Raw genomic sequence first — 13956 nt, forward strand, 5'->3', positions numbered from 1 at the left:
CGTTAAGAATTAGGGCAGGCTTTCCATTGTCTGCCCGAGGAATTCACCTGTCTGCGCGTTGACAATCCAGATGTATTGAATCCCTTGCTTTATGTTGCGATCGGTGATGAATAGGCTGCCATCATAATCATCATTTAACTCGGCTTTGACAATTTCAAAATCACCTCGATCGGAATTCACTGGCGCATCGTTTCTTGAAATCAAAATCCAAAGTGAATTCGCTTGTCCTTTGGTTTTAAAATAAAGACCGCTGGATTTAGAACCAATTAAAAAATCTCCATTGTTGAGAAGTATGTTTTCGACGCTTTTGGTTGTAATCGTCATATAGTCTTCAGGATCTCTGAGTGATGCACTTCCTTCGCTGTTTAACGTTGCGACGCACCAGCTGTTTGTGTCGTTGACGGCACGTGCTTCGTGATGGTTTTTATAACTTGCGAGCTCAATCCATTGAAAGGCGTTTCGTCCGGATGGATTGGTGAACGGCCATTGGTCCCGTGGAAAATGTCCGCTGTAGCCGTTAGCCGTGGGGATACCTGTGCGCTGTTGGGCATGCATCGCCAGAACATGTGCGCGCCATGGAACTTGTTCACTCCATTGATACCAAAATGCAGAGCATTGGCTGCTGCTAAGCGATGCGGTGAGAGTGTTCAGTTCTTTTTTCCATTGCTTCAGCGAAAACGATGGCCAATTAATGGGCCAGATCCCCGCAAAGCTCCCAAGCATTGCGAGGAACCCAACCAATGTTGCCCTGGTGAGATTGAGCTCAAGTTTCCAGCGCTGCGCCGCTATTGCCAGTGCAGGAGCAGCGAAGAGGATGATCATCATTCCAATCCTGCTGGATGCTCGCAGTGAGCTTGCCCCTGGCAAAAGCTTGCTAATCAGGGGCCAGGCGCTAATCCCGCTCCATGAAAGGCTGAAAAGTACCATGATCGCGATCACGCAAAGCCACTGAATCAACCCATTAGGTGTTTTTCTGTTTCTGCGGACTGCTGTGATTATTGCTGCGGTCAAGAGGATGAGAAAAATCCAGCCTGGAAAGAGCTCTTGCTCGGCTCCATAAATGAGTTCCGTGGGGCGATTATCGGGAGTCCAGGGTGCATGCAACAACCAGATTTTACTGCTATAGAAGTAGCTCAAAGGTTTTGGCAGATTATTGAGAATTTCACCTCCCGGACGCTTTCCAAATATTTTTAATGTTTGAAGGTACGGCCAATAAATAATTAAATTTGCACTTATAATTGAGATAAAGATGACTACGTTTCTTTTAAAGTGTTGACCAACTCTTATGATTCGATTCTTGACCCTTAATCGCTCCCAAAGGTGAATAATGCTACAAATCAATGTGCCATAACATGCATAGACACAGATATAAATATTGAAAAAACCGATGGAGAGTATCCAAGATGCTAGGCCGAGCCAGCATGTCGCCGAAAAATCTTCGCTTGGCTCTTGAATCAAGCGGTGACAGAGAACCAAGATCGGTCCAATCAAGAAGAGGCTCAGGAGTTGAGGGTGTCCTAACTGTTGGGTGATCGTGGGGCTGAATGCTGTTGCCAGAGCGATGATGCTCATCCAGATGGCGGCAGTTGTTGGGGCGATCCGTTGAACGGCGACTCGGATGGAAATGTAATTAAGCGAAAGCGTTAAAATTAGCCAAGATACGTAGCTTTGAAAGGGATCCAGAAAAAATCTGAAAACCCCGTAGAGTACACTTGGTCCTAAAAGGTGATCACTCCACGACAAAGTATTTCTGATCGGCCAGAAGAAATTAGGTGACCAGTATTGATCTGGATTGAGACTATTGGGTCCTGAGAAATGTTGAAAGGCGTGTTCTAGGAAGTAAAGATTTAAGAGCGTATCCCCAGGATCCGTTTGTAATTGTTCTAATCCGCTTGACAGTGTTGGCCACAACGTCATTGTCACTGCGATGGCAGGGACGATTAGATAGTGCAGCACAAGATGAGCCGCCTTGATGATTTGAATGTTGATCATGTGTTCAGCTTTTGTTCAAGCTTGTTCTGAACCAGTCAATGGTGGGTTGGAGCCCATCGTTCAGGGCCACTTTGGGTTCCCATCCCAATTCTTTTCGAGCGCGCTCGATGATCGGTTGCCGTTGCAAGGGGTCATCCTGCGGAAGTGGCTGTGTAATCAGCTCCAGGTTCGGATTGATCTGATCTCGCACCAGTTCAGCCAGTTGGCGGATGGTGAATTCGCCGGGGTTGCCAATGTTGATGGGACCTGTGTGGTCACCGTTCATCAGGCGAATCATGCCTTCGATTAGATCATCGACGTAACAGAAGGATCGGGTCTGGCTGCCATCGCCGTACAGCGTCAGGGGTTGGCCTTGAAGGGCCTGCACGATGAAGTTGCTGACCACACGGCCATCGTCGGGGAGCATCCGAGGCCCGTAGGTGTTGAAAATTCGCATCACACGGATTTCCGTCTCATGCATGCGGTGGTAATCGAAGCAAAGGGTTTCAGCGATGCGTTTTCCCTCGTCGTAACAGCTGCGAATGCCGATGGTGTTGACGCAGCCGCGATAGCTCTCAGGTTGAGGGTGCACCTCTGGATCGCCATAGACCTCGCTGGTGCTAGCCAGCAGCAGACGCGCGCCGACGCGGCGTGCCAGCCCCAGCATGTTGTAGGTGCCAAGAAAGCTGGTTTTGGCGGTTTTGATTGGATTGAACTGGTAATGCACCGGCGAAGCGGGACAAGCAAGATGCCAGATCCGATCCACCTCAAGGCGGATTGGATCGGTGACATCGTGCCGAATCAGTTCAAATTTCGGGTGACCAATCCATTGGGCGATATTGCTTTTGCGTCCTGTGAAGTAATTATCGAGGCAGATCACTTCTTCGCCTGCTTCCATCAGGCGATCGGTGAGGTGAGAGCCAAGGAAGCCAGCGCCACCAGTGATCAGATTGCGGGTGAGACGCATGGAGGAATTCAACGTTTAGACCAAAGATTGTATTTGAGAATGCAGTAAATCGCCCTGAAGCCGTCTCTCCATCCAATCTTTTTACCTTCGTCGTAAGTGCGGCCGTAGTAGGAGATGCCTACTTCGTAGATTCGAAGATTCATCTTCGCAACTTTGGCGGTCACCTCAGGCTCGAAACCAAAGCGATTTTCGCGAATATTGATCGATTGGATGACTTCGCGACGGAATGCCTTGTAGCAAGTCTCCATGTCGGAGAGGTTCAGGTCCGTGAAAAAATTGCTCATTAGCGTCAGCACCCCGTTGCCGATGCGGTGCCAAAAATACACGACGCGATGTGGTCTTCCGCTTTGGAAACGGCTTCCGAACACGACGTCAGCCTTGCCTTCCAGAATTGGCTGGATGACCACCGGAAATTCCTGGGGATCGTATTCAAGGTCGGCATCCTGCACGATGCAAATGTCTCCCGTTGCTTCCTGAAACCCGGTCCTGAGAGCAGCGCCTTTGCCTTGATTTGCTTTGTGAAAAATAACGCGGACTTCAGGATCGCTTAGTTCACCAAGAATGTCGCGGGTTCCATCTTTGGAGCCGTCGTCGACAATGATGATTTCTCTCTCTTTAACCGGTGATTGTTTGACAGCTGCAATCAACGATAGAATGGTGCTCGACTCGTTGTAGCAAGGGATAATGATGCTTAGCTTCATTATCTGAACACCCAGTATTTTTGTGCGATGAACGATAACATGGCCAGACAGGGGATCAGCCCTGCTGCCACAAGGTTTTTATTGAGTCCAACTGTGGCTCCGAATTCAATGCCGACGGTGTTCAGCAGCCACATGGCTGTCATTAGCAAGATGTAGCGGAGCAGCGGTCGATGGTGGCGGAGCCCTTGGGCTTTGAAAACGATCTTTCCGTATATGGCGTACCCCAGGCAGGTGTTAATCAGCTGGCTGATCAAGGTGGCGGCAGTCACGCTCACGATGCTGCTGGCCAGCAGCACTTGCAATACCAGGTTGGTCAGCAAGACATTGATAATTCCGGCAGCCCCAAAGCGTCGTTTCTGACCACGTTGACGCTTCGGAGTGGATGCAAAAGTCCCCCCCTGCTCGATCACAGAAGAGGACATTGATGATGCGTCATCCAAGGACTGTGAACGAGACGGCAGGGGCTGCTGACTGTTCACAGGCATGTCGTCTTCATCCAAGAAGCGCCTTGGATTTTGCCACAACATTTTCAACGGTGAACCCGAACTCTTTGAGGCAAGTGCCCCCCGGGGCGGAGGCGCCGAAGCGATTCATGGTGACGCTGTCACCATCGAGGCCGATGAAACGGTGCCAGCCGAAGGATTCAGCGGCTTCCACCACGAGGCGCTTGCGCACGGCATTGGGAAGCACGTCTTCCTTGTAGGTGTCGCTCTGCTCGTCGAATAGTTCCACACAGGGCATTGAGACCACGCGGACCTTTTTGCCTTCGGCAGTTAATTGCTTGGCGGCTTGCACGCAAAGGTCGAGCTCGGTGCCGGTGCCGATCAGGATCAGCTCAGGCGTGCCTTCGCAGTCTTCGAGCACGTAGCCGCCCAGGGCCACCTTGTCGATAGAGGAATTGGCCTGGTTGACCATGCCTTGACGGCTGAGGCAAAGGGAGCTGGGGCGCTTGCGGTTCTGGATCGCGAGCTTGTAAGCACCACTGGTCTCGTTGCCGTCGCCAGGACGGAACACCAGCATGTTGGGCATCGCCCGCAGGGAGGGAATGGTCTCGATTGGCTGGTGTGTGGGGCCGTCTTCACCGACGCCGATGGAGTCGTGGGTGAGCACATAGATCACGCCGAGCTCGCTTAGAGCCGAAAGGCGCATGGAGCCACGCATGTAATCGGCGAAGACCAGGAAGGTGCCGCCGTAGGGGATCAAGCCGCTGTTGTGATAAGCGATGCCGTTGAGGATGGCCGCCATGGCGTGTTCGCGCACACCGAAGTGCAGGTAGCGCTTCTCGGGGCTGCTGGCTTGGTAGGAGCCGGTTTCACCCTTGATGTCGGTGTAGTTGGAGTGGGTAAGGTCGGCGGAGCCACCGATCAGCTCAGGCAGGTTGGGGCCCAGTGCGCCTAGGCAGATTTGGGAGTGCTTGCGAGTGGCCAGCCCACCGTCTTCGGGAGTGTAGGTGGGCAGATCCTTGTCCCAGCCCTCCGGCAGCTCACCACGCAGCATGCGCTCAAATTCGGCGGCTTCGGAGGGGTATTTGGTGCGGTAAGCAGCGAGAGTTTGGTTCCACTCCGCTTCGAGGCTGGCGCCACGCTCGATGGCCTGACGGAACTGGTCGTAGGCCTCCTGGGGCACCTCGAAGGGGCCGTAGTTCCAGTTGAGCTGCTGACGGGTGAGCGCTGCTTCCTCTTCGCCCAGGGCGGCACCGTGCACGCCAGCGGTGTCAGCTTTGTTGGGGGAGCCGTAGCCGATGGTGGTCGTCACTTTGATGATCGACGGCTTGTCGGTCACAGCCTTGGCCGCTTCGATCGCCTTAGCGATGGCATCCACGTCGGTGTTGCCTTCGGCCACGTATTGGACGTGCCAGCCGTAGGCCTCGTAGCGCTTCAACACATCCTCGGTGAAGGACACATCGGTGCGACCGTCAATGGTGATGCTGTTGTCGTCGTAAAGGGCAATCAGCTTGCCCAGTTTCAGGTGGCCAGCCAGGGAGGCAGCCTCAGAGGACACGCCTTCCTGATTGCAGCCATCACCCATAACCACATAGGTGTAGTGATCCACCACGGTGGCGTCGGCCTTGTTGAACTTGGCGGCCAGGTGGGATTCGGCGATAGCCAATCCCACAGCGTTGGAGATACCGGCACCGAGGGGGCCTGTGGTCACCTCAACACCAGGGGTTTCGAAGGTTTCGGGGTGACCGGGAGTCTTGGAGCCCCACTGACGGAACTGCTTGATGTCGTCGATGGTCACGGAGTCGTAACCGGTGAGGTGCAGCAACGCATAGAGCAGCATGCAGCCGTGACCGGCCGACAGCACGAAGCGGTCGCGGTTGAACCACTTGGGATTCTTGGGGTTGTGCTTCAGGAACTTGTCCCAAAGGGCGTAACCCATCGGAGCGCAGCCCATCGGCAGGCCGGGGTGGCCACTGTTGGATTTGTTGATGGCATCAACCGCCAGCATGCGGATGCTGTTGATGCAAAGGGTGTCGACAGAAGCGGGCGCAGCGACCATGACGTGGAGGGTGTAATTCGGTAAGGAGTACGAGCAGTCTGAAACAACGGGTCAAGGGCCCTGAGAAACGGGCCAGACCGAAAGATTCAGCTCATGCGTCGGAAGGCGAGGCAGACGTTGTGGCCGCCGAAGCCGAAGGAGTTGGACAACACCGTGACTAGCTTGAGCTCACGGGCGGTGTTGGGCACGACATCCAGATCACATTCGGGATCGGGATTGGTGTGATTGATCGTGGGGGGCACCACGTGATGCTGGAGAGCCAGCACACAGGCCACCGCCTCGATGCCGCCGGATCCACCCAGCAAGTGACCGGTCATTGATTTGGTCGAGCTCACCGGGATCTGCTGGGCGCGACTGCCGAGAGCGCTTTTGATGGCTGCTGTTTCGTTGCTGTCGTTGGCCGGGGTGCTGGTGCCGTGCGCATTGACGTAGTCGATGCTGTCGGCGCTCAAGCCACCGTCCTCCAAGGCAAGTCGCATGGCTGTTGCTCCGCCCACGCCACCGGGGGTTGGTGATGTGATGTGGTGGGCATCGCAGGTGGTGCCGTAGCCCACCATTTCAGCCAGGATCGTGGCGCCGCGTGCTTTGGCGTGCTCCAGGGTTTCCAGCACCAGCACGCCGGACCCCTCACCAATCACGAAGCCATCTCGCTCCCTGTCGAAGGGGCGACTGGCCGTAGCGGGATCGTCGTTTCGGAACGACAGGGCTTTGGCACTTGCGAAACCGGCCACGCCCAGCGGGGTGATGGCGGATTCCGCGCCGCCGCAGATCATCACGTCGGCCTTGCCCATCTGCAGCAGACGGAAGGCATCGCCAATGGCATTGGATCCTGCGGCGCAGGCTGTGGCCACCGCGGAACTGGGACCTTTGGCTCCGAGAGCGATTGCTGCCAGGCCGGTGGCCATGTTGGGAATCATCATCGGCACGGTGAAAGGGCTCACTCGGCCAGGACCCTTGCCGTCCAGTACGTGGGCCTGGGTCTCCATGGTGAGCAGTCCGCCCACCCCGGAGCCGATGCTGACGCCAATCCGATCGGCGTTGGCATCGGTGATCGCGAGGCCAGCATCGGCTAGGGCCTGTTTGGCGGCGACGACACCGAACTTGCAGAACCGATCCCAGCGTTTGGCCTCCTTGGGTTCAAGGACGCCACTGGGATCGAAATCCTTGACCTCGGCGGCAAAACGGCAGGCGTGTTGTTCCGCGTCGAACAGGGTGATCGGCGCGACGCCATTGCGGCCTGAGGTGAGGCCAGACCAGTACTCGGCAACGCTGTTGCCGATCGGTGTCACCGCGCCGAGGCCAGTGACCACGACGCGTTGGAGACCCTCCACCATGCTGCCGATCCTCAGGCCTGCTTGTCTTCGATGTACTTGACGGCGTCGCCAACAGTGGCAATGCCTTCAGCGGCTTCGTCGGGGATTTCGATGTCGAAGGCTTCTTCCAGGGCCATCACCAGCTCGACTGTGTCAAGCGAGTCAGCGCCCAGATCGTTCTGAAAATTCGACTCCGGCTTCACTTCGCCGGCGTCAACACTGAGTTGCTCCGCCACGATCGAACGGACTTTTTCGAGGATCGCTTCCTGGGACATGGCCGTGAAGACGGGACGCCGCATCTTACGGGCTGGCCTTATCCCCACCACCTCTCGTCGTTAACAACAGTGACGGCAAAGCGCGAGCTTGGCCTCAGAAGCATTCACCCCGGGTACGTTGACCCCAAGTCCTCTGCACCGAGACGGGTACATGTCCCACGCCGTCAAGATCTACGACACCTGCATCGGCTGCACCCAGTGTGTGCGCGCATGCCCTCTCGACGTTCTCGAGATGGTTCCCTGGGACGGTTGCAAAGCCGGCCAGATTGCGTCTTCGCCCCGCACCGAAGATTGCGTGGGATGCAAGCGCTGTGAAACCGCTTGCCCTACGGACTTTCTCAGCATCCGCGTTTACCTGGGCGACGAAACCACCCGCAGCATGGGTCTGGCGTATTGATTACGCCAATCGGTTTTCTATCCAACAACTCATAAGCTCAGCCCGGCATTGCCGGGCTTTTTTGTATGTGCGGAATCGTTGCGGTGATCGGTTCGCGGGAAGCGGCACCGCTGCTGTTGGAGGGCCTGCGCCAGCTGGAATATCGCGGTTACGACTCCGCAGGCATTGCCACGGTTGATGTTTTAGGGGCCGATGGCGCTAGCGCGCTCCACTGCGTGCGTGCCAAGGGCAAGCTGGTAAATCTCACCGCTAAGGTGGATAAGGAGGGGGCTCCTGGCTTCTGCGGCATAGGCCACACCCGTTGGGCCACCCATGGCAAGCCGGAAGAGCACAACGCCCACCCCCATCGGGATGGATCGGGTCGTGTGGCGGTGGTGCAGAACGGCATCATCGAAAATCACCGGCTGCTCCGCGATGAGCTCACCGCGACGGGGGTCACGTTTCGCTCCGACACCGACACCGAGGTCATTCCGCATCTGGTGTCGGCTGAACTGGAGCGTCGGAGTACCGCCGGAGAGCCTGCGGATGGCAGCACCCTGTTGGCGGCTGTGCAGGCGGTGCTGCCGCGCTTGCAGGGGGCGTACGCCTTGGCGGTGCTCTGGGCAGAGGTTCCTGGAGCGTTAGTGGTGGCGCGCAAGGCAGCCCCGCTGCTGATTGGCCTCGGCGAAGGCGAGTTTCTTTGCGCCAGCGACACGCCTGCCCTGGCGGGCTTTACCCGCACCATCCTGCCGATGGAGGACGGCGAAGTGGCGTTGCTGGGGCCGTTGGGCATCGAGCTCTACAACGCTGATGGTGCGCGTCAGCAACGCAGCCCCACACTGCTGAGCGGTCAGGAGCATGTGGCGGACAAGCGGGAGTTCCGTCACTTCATGCTCAAGGAGATTCATGAGCAGCCCGAGACGGCACGGCTGTGGGTGGAACGCCATCTGCCGGAAAGCCTGCCGGCATCCAAACCCGTGGCGCTGCCCTTCGACGAAGGCTTCTACGCCAATGTTGATCGCATCCAGATTCTCGCTTGCGGCACCAGCCGCCATGCGGCCCAGGTGGGCGCCTACTTACTGGAGCAATTCGCTGGTGTGCCCACCAGCGTGGATTACGCCAGTGAATTCCGCTATGCCCCACCGCCGCTGGCTCCGAACACACTCACCATCGGCGTCACGCAGTCGGGAGAAACCGCCGACACGCTGGCGGCCCTGGCCATGGACGCCGAACGACGCCAGGCCCATGGGGATCCGGCCTATGCCCCTCGTCAGCTGGGGGTCACCAATCGTCCGGAAAGCTCCCTGGCACGGCAGGTGACGCACCTGCTCGACATCGGTGCCGGCATTGAAGTGGGAGTGGCTGCCACCAAGACTTTTTTAGGCCAACTGCTGGCCTTCTATGCGTTGGCCCTGGCCTTCGCCGCAAGACGAGGGTCTCGCAGCGGTGCCGAGATCGCTGCTTTAGTGGCGGAGCTGCGGGGCTTGCCTGAGGAGCTCAGCGCCCTGGTACAGCAGCACGATCAGCGCTCGGAGGCCATGGCCCATCGCTTCGCGGAAACCCAGGATGTGATCTTCTTGGGGCGGGGCATCAACTACCCCATCGCTTTGGAAGGGGCGCTGAAGCTTAAGGAGATCAGTTACATCCATGCCGAGGGCTATCCCGCCGGCGAGATGAAGCACGGGCCGATCGCGCTGCTCGACACCCATGTGCCGGTGATTTCGATCGCGGTGCCTGGCGTGGTGTTCGAGAAGGTGCTGAGCAATGCTCAGGAAGCGAAAGCTCGCGATGCCCAGTTAATCGGTGTGGCGCCGATCTGCGCTGACACCGAACTGTTCGACGAACTGCTGCCGGTACCGGAGGTGAGCGAGTGGATTAGCCCGCTGCTCACCGTGGTGCCGATGCAATTGCTGAGCTACCACATCGCCGCCCATCGGGGACTGGATGTGGATCAGCCTCGCAATCTCGCCAAGAGCGTCACTGTGGAGTAATCACTGCTTTGGCTGCAGCGGCCAGATCGCTGCGTCCGTACACATCGTCAAAGCGCACGATGTCGTCTTCGCCGAGGTAGGCACCGCTCTGCACCTCGATCAGTTCCACGGGAATGCGCCCGGGATTGGTGAGCCGGTGCTTGCAGCCCAGGGGGATGTAGGTGCTCTGGTTCTCGCCGATCAGCTGTGATTCGCCGTCGCGTTCCACCATCGCGGTGCCCTTGACCACAATCCAATGCTCGGCGCGGTGGTGGTGCATCTGCAGCGACAAGCTGGCGCCAGGATTGACGGAGATGCGCTTCACCTGCCAGCGGCTGTCTTCCACCACGCCGGTGTAGTGGCCCCAGGGGCGGTAGATCTTGCGGTGGGCCTTGCCTTCGGGGCTGCCGTCGGTTTCCAGCTGCTTCACCACGGTTTTCACGTTCTGCGCCTGGCTGCGGTCGGCGATCAGCACGGCGTCGTCGGTTTCCACCACCACCAGGTTTTCCACGCCCAGTCCCACCACCAGACGGTGCTCACTGCGCAGGTAGCAGTTGCGGCTGCCCTCGCTAATCACACGGCCGCGCAAGACGTTCCCGTTATGGTCGCGATCAGCTGTGTCCCAGAGTGCGCTCCAGCTGCCTACGTCGCTCCAGCCGGCCGAAAGCGGCAAGACCGAGCCCAATTGGGTCTGCTCCATTACAGCCACGTCGATGGCCACGTTGGGGCATTTGGCGAAGGCTTCTCGCTCCAGGCGCAGGAAATCAAGATCGGCCATGTCCTGTTCCAGCGCGGCGCGGCAGCAGCTCACCACTTCTGGTGCCAGACGCTCTAATTCCGCAAGCATGGCGCTGGCCTTGAACAGGAACATGCCGCTGTTCCAGGTGAAGCGGCCGCTCTCCAGAAACTGCTCGGCGGTGGCGCGGTCGGGCTTCTCCACAAAACGAGCGATCGGCACCGTGGTGAGGTCTCCGGCCTCCATGGGGTTGGCGGCTTCGATGTAGCCGTAGCCAGTTTCCGGTGCGGTGGGCACGATGCCGAAGGTCACCAGTCGTCCAGCTTCGGCGGCGCTGCGTCCGGCATCGATGGCGGCGCGGAAGTGCTCACCATCACGGATGACGTGGTCGGCGGCCAGCACGAGCAGCAGCGGGTCTTCGCCACGGGCTGTGGCTTGCAGAGCGGCGACAGCAACTGCGGGAGCGGTGTTGCGCCCCATGGGTTCCAGCAAGATGGCACCAGGCTCGACGCCGATCTGGCGCATCTGTTCGGCCACGATGAAGCGATGGTCGTCGTTGCAGATCAGTAGTGGTGCTCCAAGGGCCTCGATGCCTTCCAGGCGCTGCTGGGTCTGCTGCAGGAGGGTTTCCTCACCATTGCCGCCCAAGGGCCAATACTGTTTGGGATAGCTGGCGCGGGAGAGGGGCCAAAGGCGTGTGCCGGTGCCGCCGCAAAGAATCACCGGAATCAGAGGGCTCGTCACAGCACGCGCCGGATACAGTGCGTGCCATTCTCCCTCAACTGATCTCCGGCGGCTACTTAGGGGGAATCAGAGCTCCAGCAACCCCGGCGGTGGGGTGACAAGCAGCCAGCCGTCGTCGAGGTGCACCTCCGGCACAATTTCCTCGACGAACGGCACCATCAGCGTGCGGCCGTCAGGAGTTTTGATCTCCAGCAGTTCGTTGCCGCCACTGATCAGGTCGCTCACGCTGCCGATCGCTTCCCCATCGGCGCTGAGGCGGGCCTCCAAGCCCACTAAGTCGAGCAGGTGGAACTCGCCCTCCTCCAGTTCGGGCCGATCGTCCGCCGGCACCATCAAACTCTGGCCCACTAAGGCTTCGGCCGCGTCGCGACTGTCGATTCCGGCGAAGCGCACCACAAACACGCTCTTGCCCGGCAGCTGACGGCCGCTTGTCAGCTCGATTTCCCTCGGCGCCTTGCCCCGGGCTTTCAGCCAGCGGGTGCCGGGCTCCGTGAACCGCTCCGGGAATTCACTGGCGGGGTTAATGCGCAGCTCGCCTTTGAGCCCCTGCACGGCCACCACCTTGCCCACTGGCAGCCAGTCGTCAGCGGTCATGGAAGCAGGAGCAGTCGCCACGTCATCATCCTTCCGCGCGATACTGAGTTCTTGACCGATCCTTTGCCATGGCTTCCGACGTTCCGATCCTGCCTGGTGCCACGGTGACGGTGGTGGATCCCCGCTCCATTTACAACGGCTACACCGGCTTTGTGCAACGCATCAGCGATGACCGAGCCGCCGTACTTTTTGAAGGTGGTAACTGGGACAAGCTCGTGACCCTGCGCCTGCGCGATCTCAGCGCCGACTGACGCCCATGGCGGAATCCCTGCGTCTGCAGCTCCGGCGCGTGGTGCTCGAGTCCGGCACCCTTGCCGGGCGGATCTACAACCTGGTGATCTTTGGGACGATCCTGCTCAGCGTGATCGGTTTGCTGGTGCAACCCCATCCGATGCGGGTGGCGGCTCCCGGTGAGATTCCCCTCTGGGTGGAGGAGCTGGAGCGGGCCTGCCTTCTGGTGTTCATGGCCGACTATCTGCTGCATCTGTGGGTGTCGCCGAAGCCGCTGGCCTATGCGCGCAGTTTCTTTGGTCTGATCGACCTTTCAGCGGTGCTGTTCTTCTTTGTGCCCCAGATCAACAGCGGCTTGATCCTCTGGATCTTCAAGTTCGGCAGGGTGCTGCGGGTGTTCAAGCTGCTGCGCTTCATGGATGAAGCTCAACAGCTCGGCCGTGCCCTGAAGGCCAGCGCCCGCCGCATCGGCGTGTTCCTGTTCTTTGTGGTGATGGCCCAGGTGGTGCTGGGTTACCTGATGGTGGCCTTTGAAAGCAATCATCCCGACACTCAGTTCCAGACCGCGGGGCAGGGGGTGTACTGGGCGATCGTCACCATGACCACGGTGGGTTACGGCGACTTTGTGCCTCAGACGGTGCAGGGGCAGTTGCTGGCGGCGGTGGTGATGCTGCTGGGTTTTGGGATCATCGCCATCCCCACCGGCATCGTCACCGTGGAGTCGATTCAGCAGGCCCGTCAAGACCGGCTGCGCGTCTGCAGCCAGTGCGGCCACCAGGAGCACCGCCGCGGGGCGGTGCACTGTGATCAGTGCGGTGCGCCGTTGCCGGCGTTGCCTCAGTCGCCCTCCAGCTGATCAAGGACCGTTCGGGCCGCCTGTTGTTCAGCGTCGCGTCGGGAGCTGCCCCAGCCTTCAGCTTTGAGGTTGGGCGGCAGGGTCACCGTGCAGTGGAAGCGGCGCGGATCGCCGTGCCGTTGGCTGATCTCGTTGCTGCTGTAAGTCGGCAGGCCAAGACCCTGCCCCTGGCTCCATTCCTGCAAGGCGGATTTGCTGTTGCCGCGGTGGGGGTCTGTCAGCACCGCTTCAGCGCTGCGGGTCCAGTGGGGCGTCAACCAGTGCTGCACTGCAGCGGTGCCAGCAATCCGGTACACTGCGCCAATTAGCGCTTCGCTGAGTTCGGCGCGGATGGTGGCGGCCGCCGTGCTGTCGCTGCTGGCCTTAGGGCCGATGCGCCACCAGCGTTCGATCTCCAGGATGGCGCCTAGCTCCGCCAGCCAGCGATCGCTCACCAGTTGAGCCCTAAGGCTGGAGCGCTCACCCACGGGCATCTTGGGGTAGGCGGCGGCGATGAATTCGCTGGCCGTAAGCCGCAGTACCGCATCTCCCAGGAACTCCAGCTGCTCGTGGTGGGGATTCAGTCCGCTGGAGGTGTGGGTGACGGCCTCTTGCAGCCATGCCTCCTGTTCGGAACTCAAAGCGTTGGGTTCGAGAGCCATGCCTTGCCAAAGCGTCGCAACCGGTTCGGGGGATGGAGGCATGCCAGCTGGATTTGTGCTTTTTTGTTGGATTGATGCT

At 58.9% G+C, this 13956-nt stretch carries 14 protein-coding genes; 4 read left to right on the forward strand and 10 right to left on the reverse strand.

Annotated features, from left to right (window positions below; all coding sequences use genetic code 11):
• Nucleotides 1-9: 9 nt before the first annotated feature.
• From SynA1825c_RS00855 to acpP, 7 genes are all read right to left on the reverse strand, one after another.
• Nucleotides 10-1992, reverse strand: a complete 1983-nt coding sequence (locus tag SynA1825c_RS00855) for a hypothetical protein (protein ID WP_186469886.1) — start codon at nt 1990-1992, stop codon at nt 10-12.
• A gap of 4 nt (nt 1993-1996) precedes the next feature.
• Entirely contained in the window at nt 1997-2938 is a 942-nt protein-coding gene (locus tag SynA1825c_RS00860; RefSeq protein ID WP_186469887.1) for a UDP-glucuronic acid decarboxylase family protein, read from the reverse strand.
• 8 nt (nt 2939-2946) lie between these two features.
• A complete protein-coding gene (locus tag SynA1825c_RS00865) occupies nt 2947-3639 on the reverse strand; it encodes a glycosyltransferase family 2 protein (RefSeq protein WP_186469888.1) in 693 nt (230 codons plus the stop codon).
• Nucleotides 3639-4061 carry a GtrA family protein gene (locus SynA1825c_RS00870; RefSeq protein ID WP_186469889.1) on the reverse strand — a complete coding sequence of 141 codons (423 nt, stop codon included), beginning with the start codon at nt 4059-4061 and terminating at the stop codon, nt 3639-3641. The genes SynA1825c_RS00865 and SynA1825c_RS00870 overlap by 1 nt, the downstream gene beginning before the upstream one ends.
• Nucleotides 4062-4131: 70 nt before the next feature.
• Complete coding sequence (tkt, locus tag SynA1825c_RS00875; RefSeq protein WP_186469890.1) at nt 4132-6141, reverse strand: transketolase; 2010 nt, start codon at nt 6139-6141, stop codon at nt 4132-4134.
• 86 nt (nt 6142-6227) lie between these two features.
• Complete coding sequence (gene fabF / locus SynA1825c_RS00880) at nt 6228-7475, reverse strand: beta-ketoacyl-ACP synthase II (RefSeq protein ID WP_186469891.1); 1248 nt, start codon at nt 7473-7475, stop codon at nt 6228-6230.
• 11 nt (nt 7476-7486) lie between these two features.
• On the reverse strand, nt 7487-7729 hold the full coding sequence (gene acpP, locus SynA1825c_RS00885) for an acyl carrier protein (RefSeq protein WP_066910276.1): 243 nt from the start codon (nt 7727-7729) through the stop codon (nt 7487-7489).
• A gap of 151 nt (nt 7730-7880) precedes the next feature.
• On the opposite strand from acpP, the gene psaC reads away from it, so the two are divergent.
• Together psaC and glmS are read left to right on the forward strand one after the other, a co-directional pair.
• Nucleotides 7881-8126: a photosystem I iron-sulfur center protein PsaC gene (gene psaC / locus SynA1825c_RS00890; protein ID WP_006850103.1), complete on the forward strand. Its 246-nt coding sequence runs from the start codon at nt 7881-7883 to the stop codon at nt 8124-8126.
• Nucleotides 8127-8191: 65 nt separating this feature from the next.
• On the forward strand, nt 8192-10096 hold the full coding sequence (glmS, locus tag SynA1825c_RS00895; protein WP_186469892.1) for a glutamine--fructose-6-phosphate transaminase (isomerizing): 1905 nt from the start codon (nt 8192-8194) through the stop codon (nt 10094-10096).
• Here glmS and SynA1825c_RS00900 read toward each other — a convergent pair.
• Both SynA1825c_RS00900 and rimM read right to left on the reverse strand, forming a co-directional pair.
• Nucleotides 10083-11555, reverse strand: coding sequence for a mannose-1-phosphate guanylyltransferase/mannose-6-phosphate isomerase (locus SynA1825c_RS00900; protein ID WP_186469893.1), 1473 nt, complete (start codon nt 11553-11555; stop codon nt 10083-10085). The two genes, glmS and SynA1825c_RS00900, sit on opposite strands and share 14 nt — an antisense overlap.
• A gap of 66 nt (nt 11556-11621) precedes the next feature.
• Nucleotides 11622-12149, reverse strand: a complete 528-nt coding sequence (rimM, locus tag SynA1825c_RS00905; RefSeq protein ID WP_186469894.1) for a ribosome maturation factor RimM — start codon at nt 12147-12149, stop codon at nt 11622-11624.
• Between the two features lie 68 nt (nt 12150-12217).
• Between rimM and SynA1825c_RS00910 the strand changes: the two genes are divergently transcribed.
• Nucleotides 12218-12400 carry an NAD(P)H dehydrogenase subunit NdhS gene (locus SynA1825c_RS00910; RefSeq protein WP_186469895.1) on the forward strand — a complete coding sequence of 61 codons (183 nt, stop codon included), beginning with the start codon at nt 12218-12220 and terminating at the stop codon, nt 12398-12400.
• A gap of 5 nt (nt 12401-12405) precedes the next feature.
• Nucleotides 12406-13236 carry an ion transporter gene (locus tag SynA1825c_RS00915; RefSeq protein WP_186469896.1) on the forward strand — a complete coding sequence of 277 codons (831 nt, stop codon included), beginning with the start codon at nt 12406-12408 and terminating at the stop codon, nt 13234-13236.
• On the opposite strand, the gene SynA1825c_RS00920 is transcribed toward SynA1825c_RS00915, so the two are convergent.
• Nucleotides 13218-13919: a ribonuclease III domain-containing protein gene (locus tag SynA1825c_RS00920; protein ID WP_186469897.1), complete on the reverse strand. Its 702-nt coding sequence runs from the start codon at nt 13917-13919 to the stop codon at nt 13218-13220. The genes SynA1825c_RS00915 and SynA1825c_RS00920 overlap by 19 nt on opposite strands.
• Nucleotides 13920-13956 lie beyond the last annotated feature (37 nt).

Origin of the sequence: Synechococcus sp. A18-25c (assembly GCF_014280035.1) — a bacterium.
GTDB lineage: Bacteria > Cyanobacteriota > Cyanobacteriia > PCC-6307 > Cyanobiaceae > Synechococcus_C.

Bases quoted from the DNA above. Each gene is read 5' to 3' on its own strand.
- SynA1825c_RS00855 (WP_186469886.1), bottom strand. From the start codon at position 1,992: ATGATCAACATTCAAATCATCAAGGCGGCTCATCTTGTGCTGCACTAT.
- SynA1825c_RS00860 (WP_186469887.1), bottom strand. From the start codon at position 2,938: ATGCGTCTCACCCGCAATCTGATCACTGGTGGCGCTGGCTTCCTTGGC.
- SynA1825c_RS00865 (WP_186469888.1), bottom strand. From the start codon at position 3,639: ATGAAGCTAAGCATCATTATCCCTTGCTACAACGAGTCGAGCACCATT.
- SynA1825c_RS00870 (WP_186469889.1), bottom strand. From the start codon at position 4,061: ATGTCCTCTTCTGTGATCGAGCAGGGGGGGACTTTTGCATCCACTCCG.
- tkt (WP_186469890.1), bottom strand. From the start codon at position 6,141: ATGGTCGCTGCGCCCGCTTCTGTCGACACCCTTTGCATCAACAGCATC.
- fabF (WP_186469891.1), bottom strand. From the start codon at position 7,475: ATGGTGGAGGGTCTCCAACGCGTCGTGGTCACTGGCCTCGGCGCGGTG.
- acpP (WP_066910276.1), bottom strand. From the start codon at position 7,729: ATGTCCCAGGAAGCGATCCTCGAAAAAGTCCGTTCGATCGTGGCGGAG.
- psaC (WP_006850103.1), top strand. From the start codon at position 7,881: ATGTCCCACGCCGTCAAGATCTACGACACCTGCATCGGCTGCACCCAG.
- glmS (WP_186469892.1), top strand. From the start codon at position 8,192: ATGTGCGGAATCGTTGCGGTGATCGGTTCGCGGGAAGCGGCACCGCTG.
- rimM (WP_186469894.1), bottom strand. From the start codon at position 12,149: ATGACCGCTGACGACTGGCTGCCAGTGGGCAAGGTGGTGGCCGTGCAG.
- SynA1825c_RS00910 (WP_186469895.1), top strand. From the start codon at position 12,218: ATGGCTTCCGACGTTCCGATCCTGCCTGGTGCCACGGTGACGGTGGTG.
- SynA1825c_RS00915 (WP_186469896.1), top strand. From the start codon at position 12,406: ATGGCGGAATCCCTGCGTCTGCAGCTCCGGCGCGTGGTGCTCGAGTCC.
- SynA1825c_RS00920 (WP_186469897.1), bottom strand. From the start codon at position 13,919: ATGCCTCCATCCCCCGAACCGGTTGCGACGCTTTGGCAAGGCATGGCT.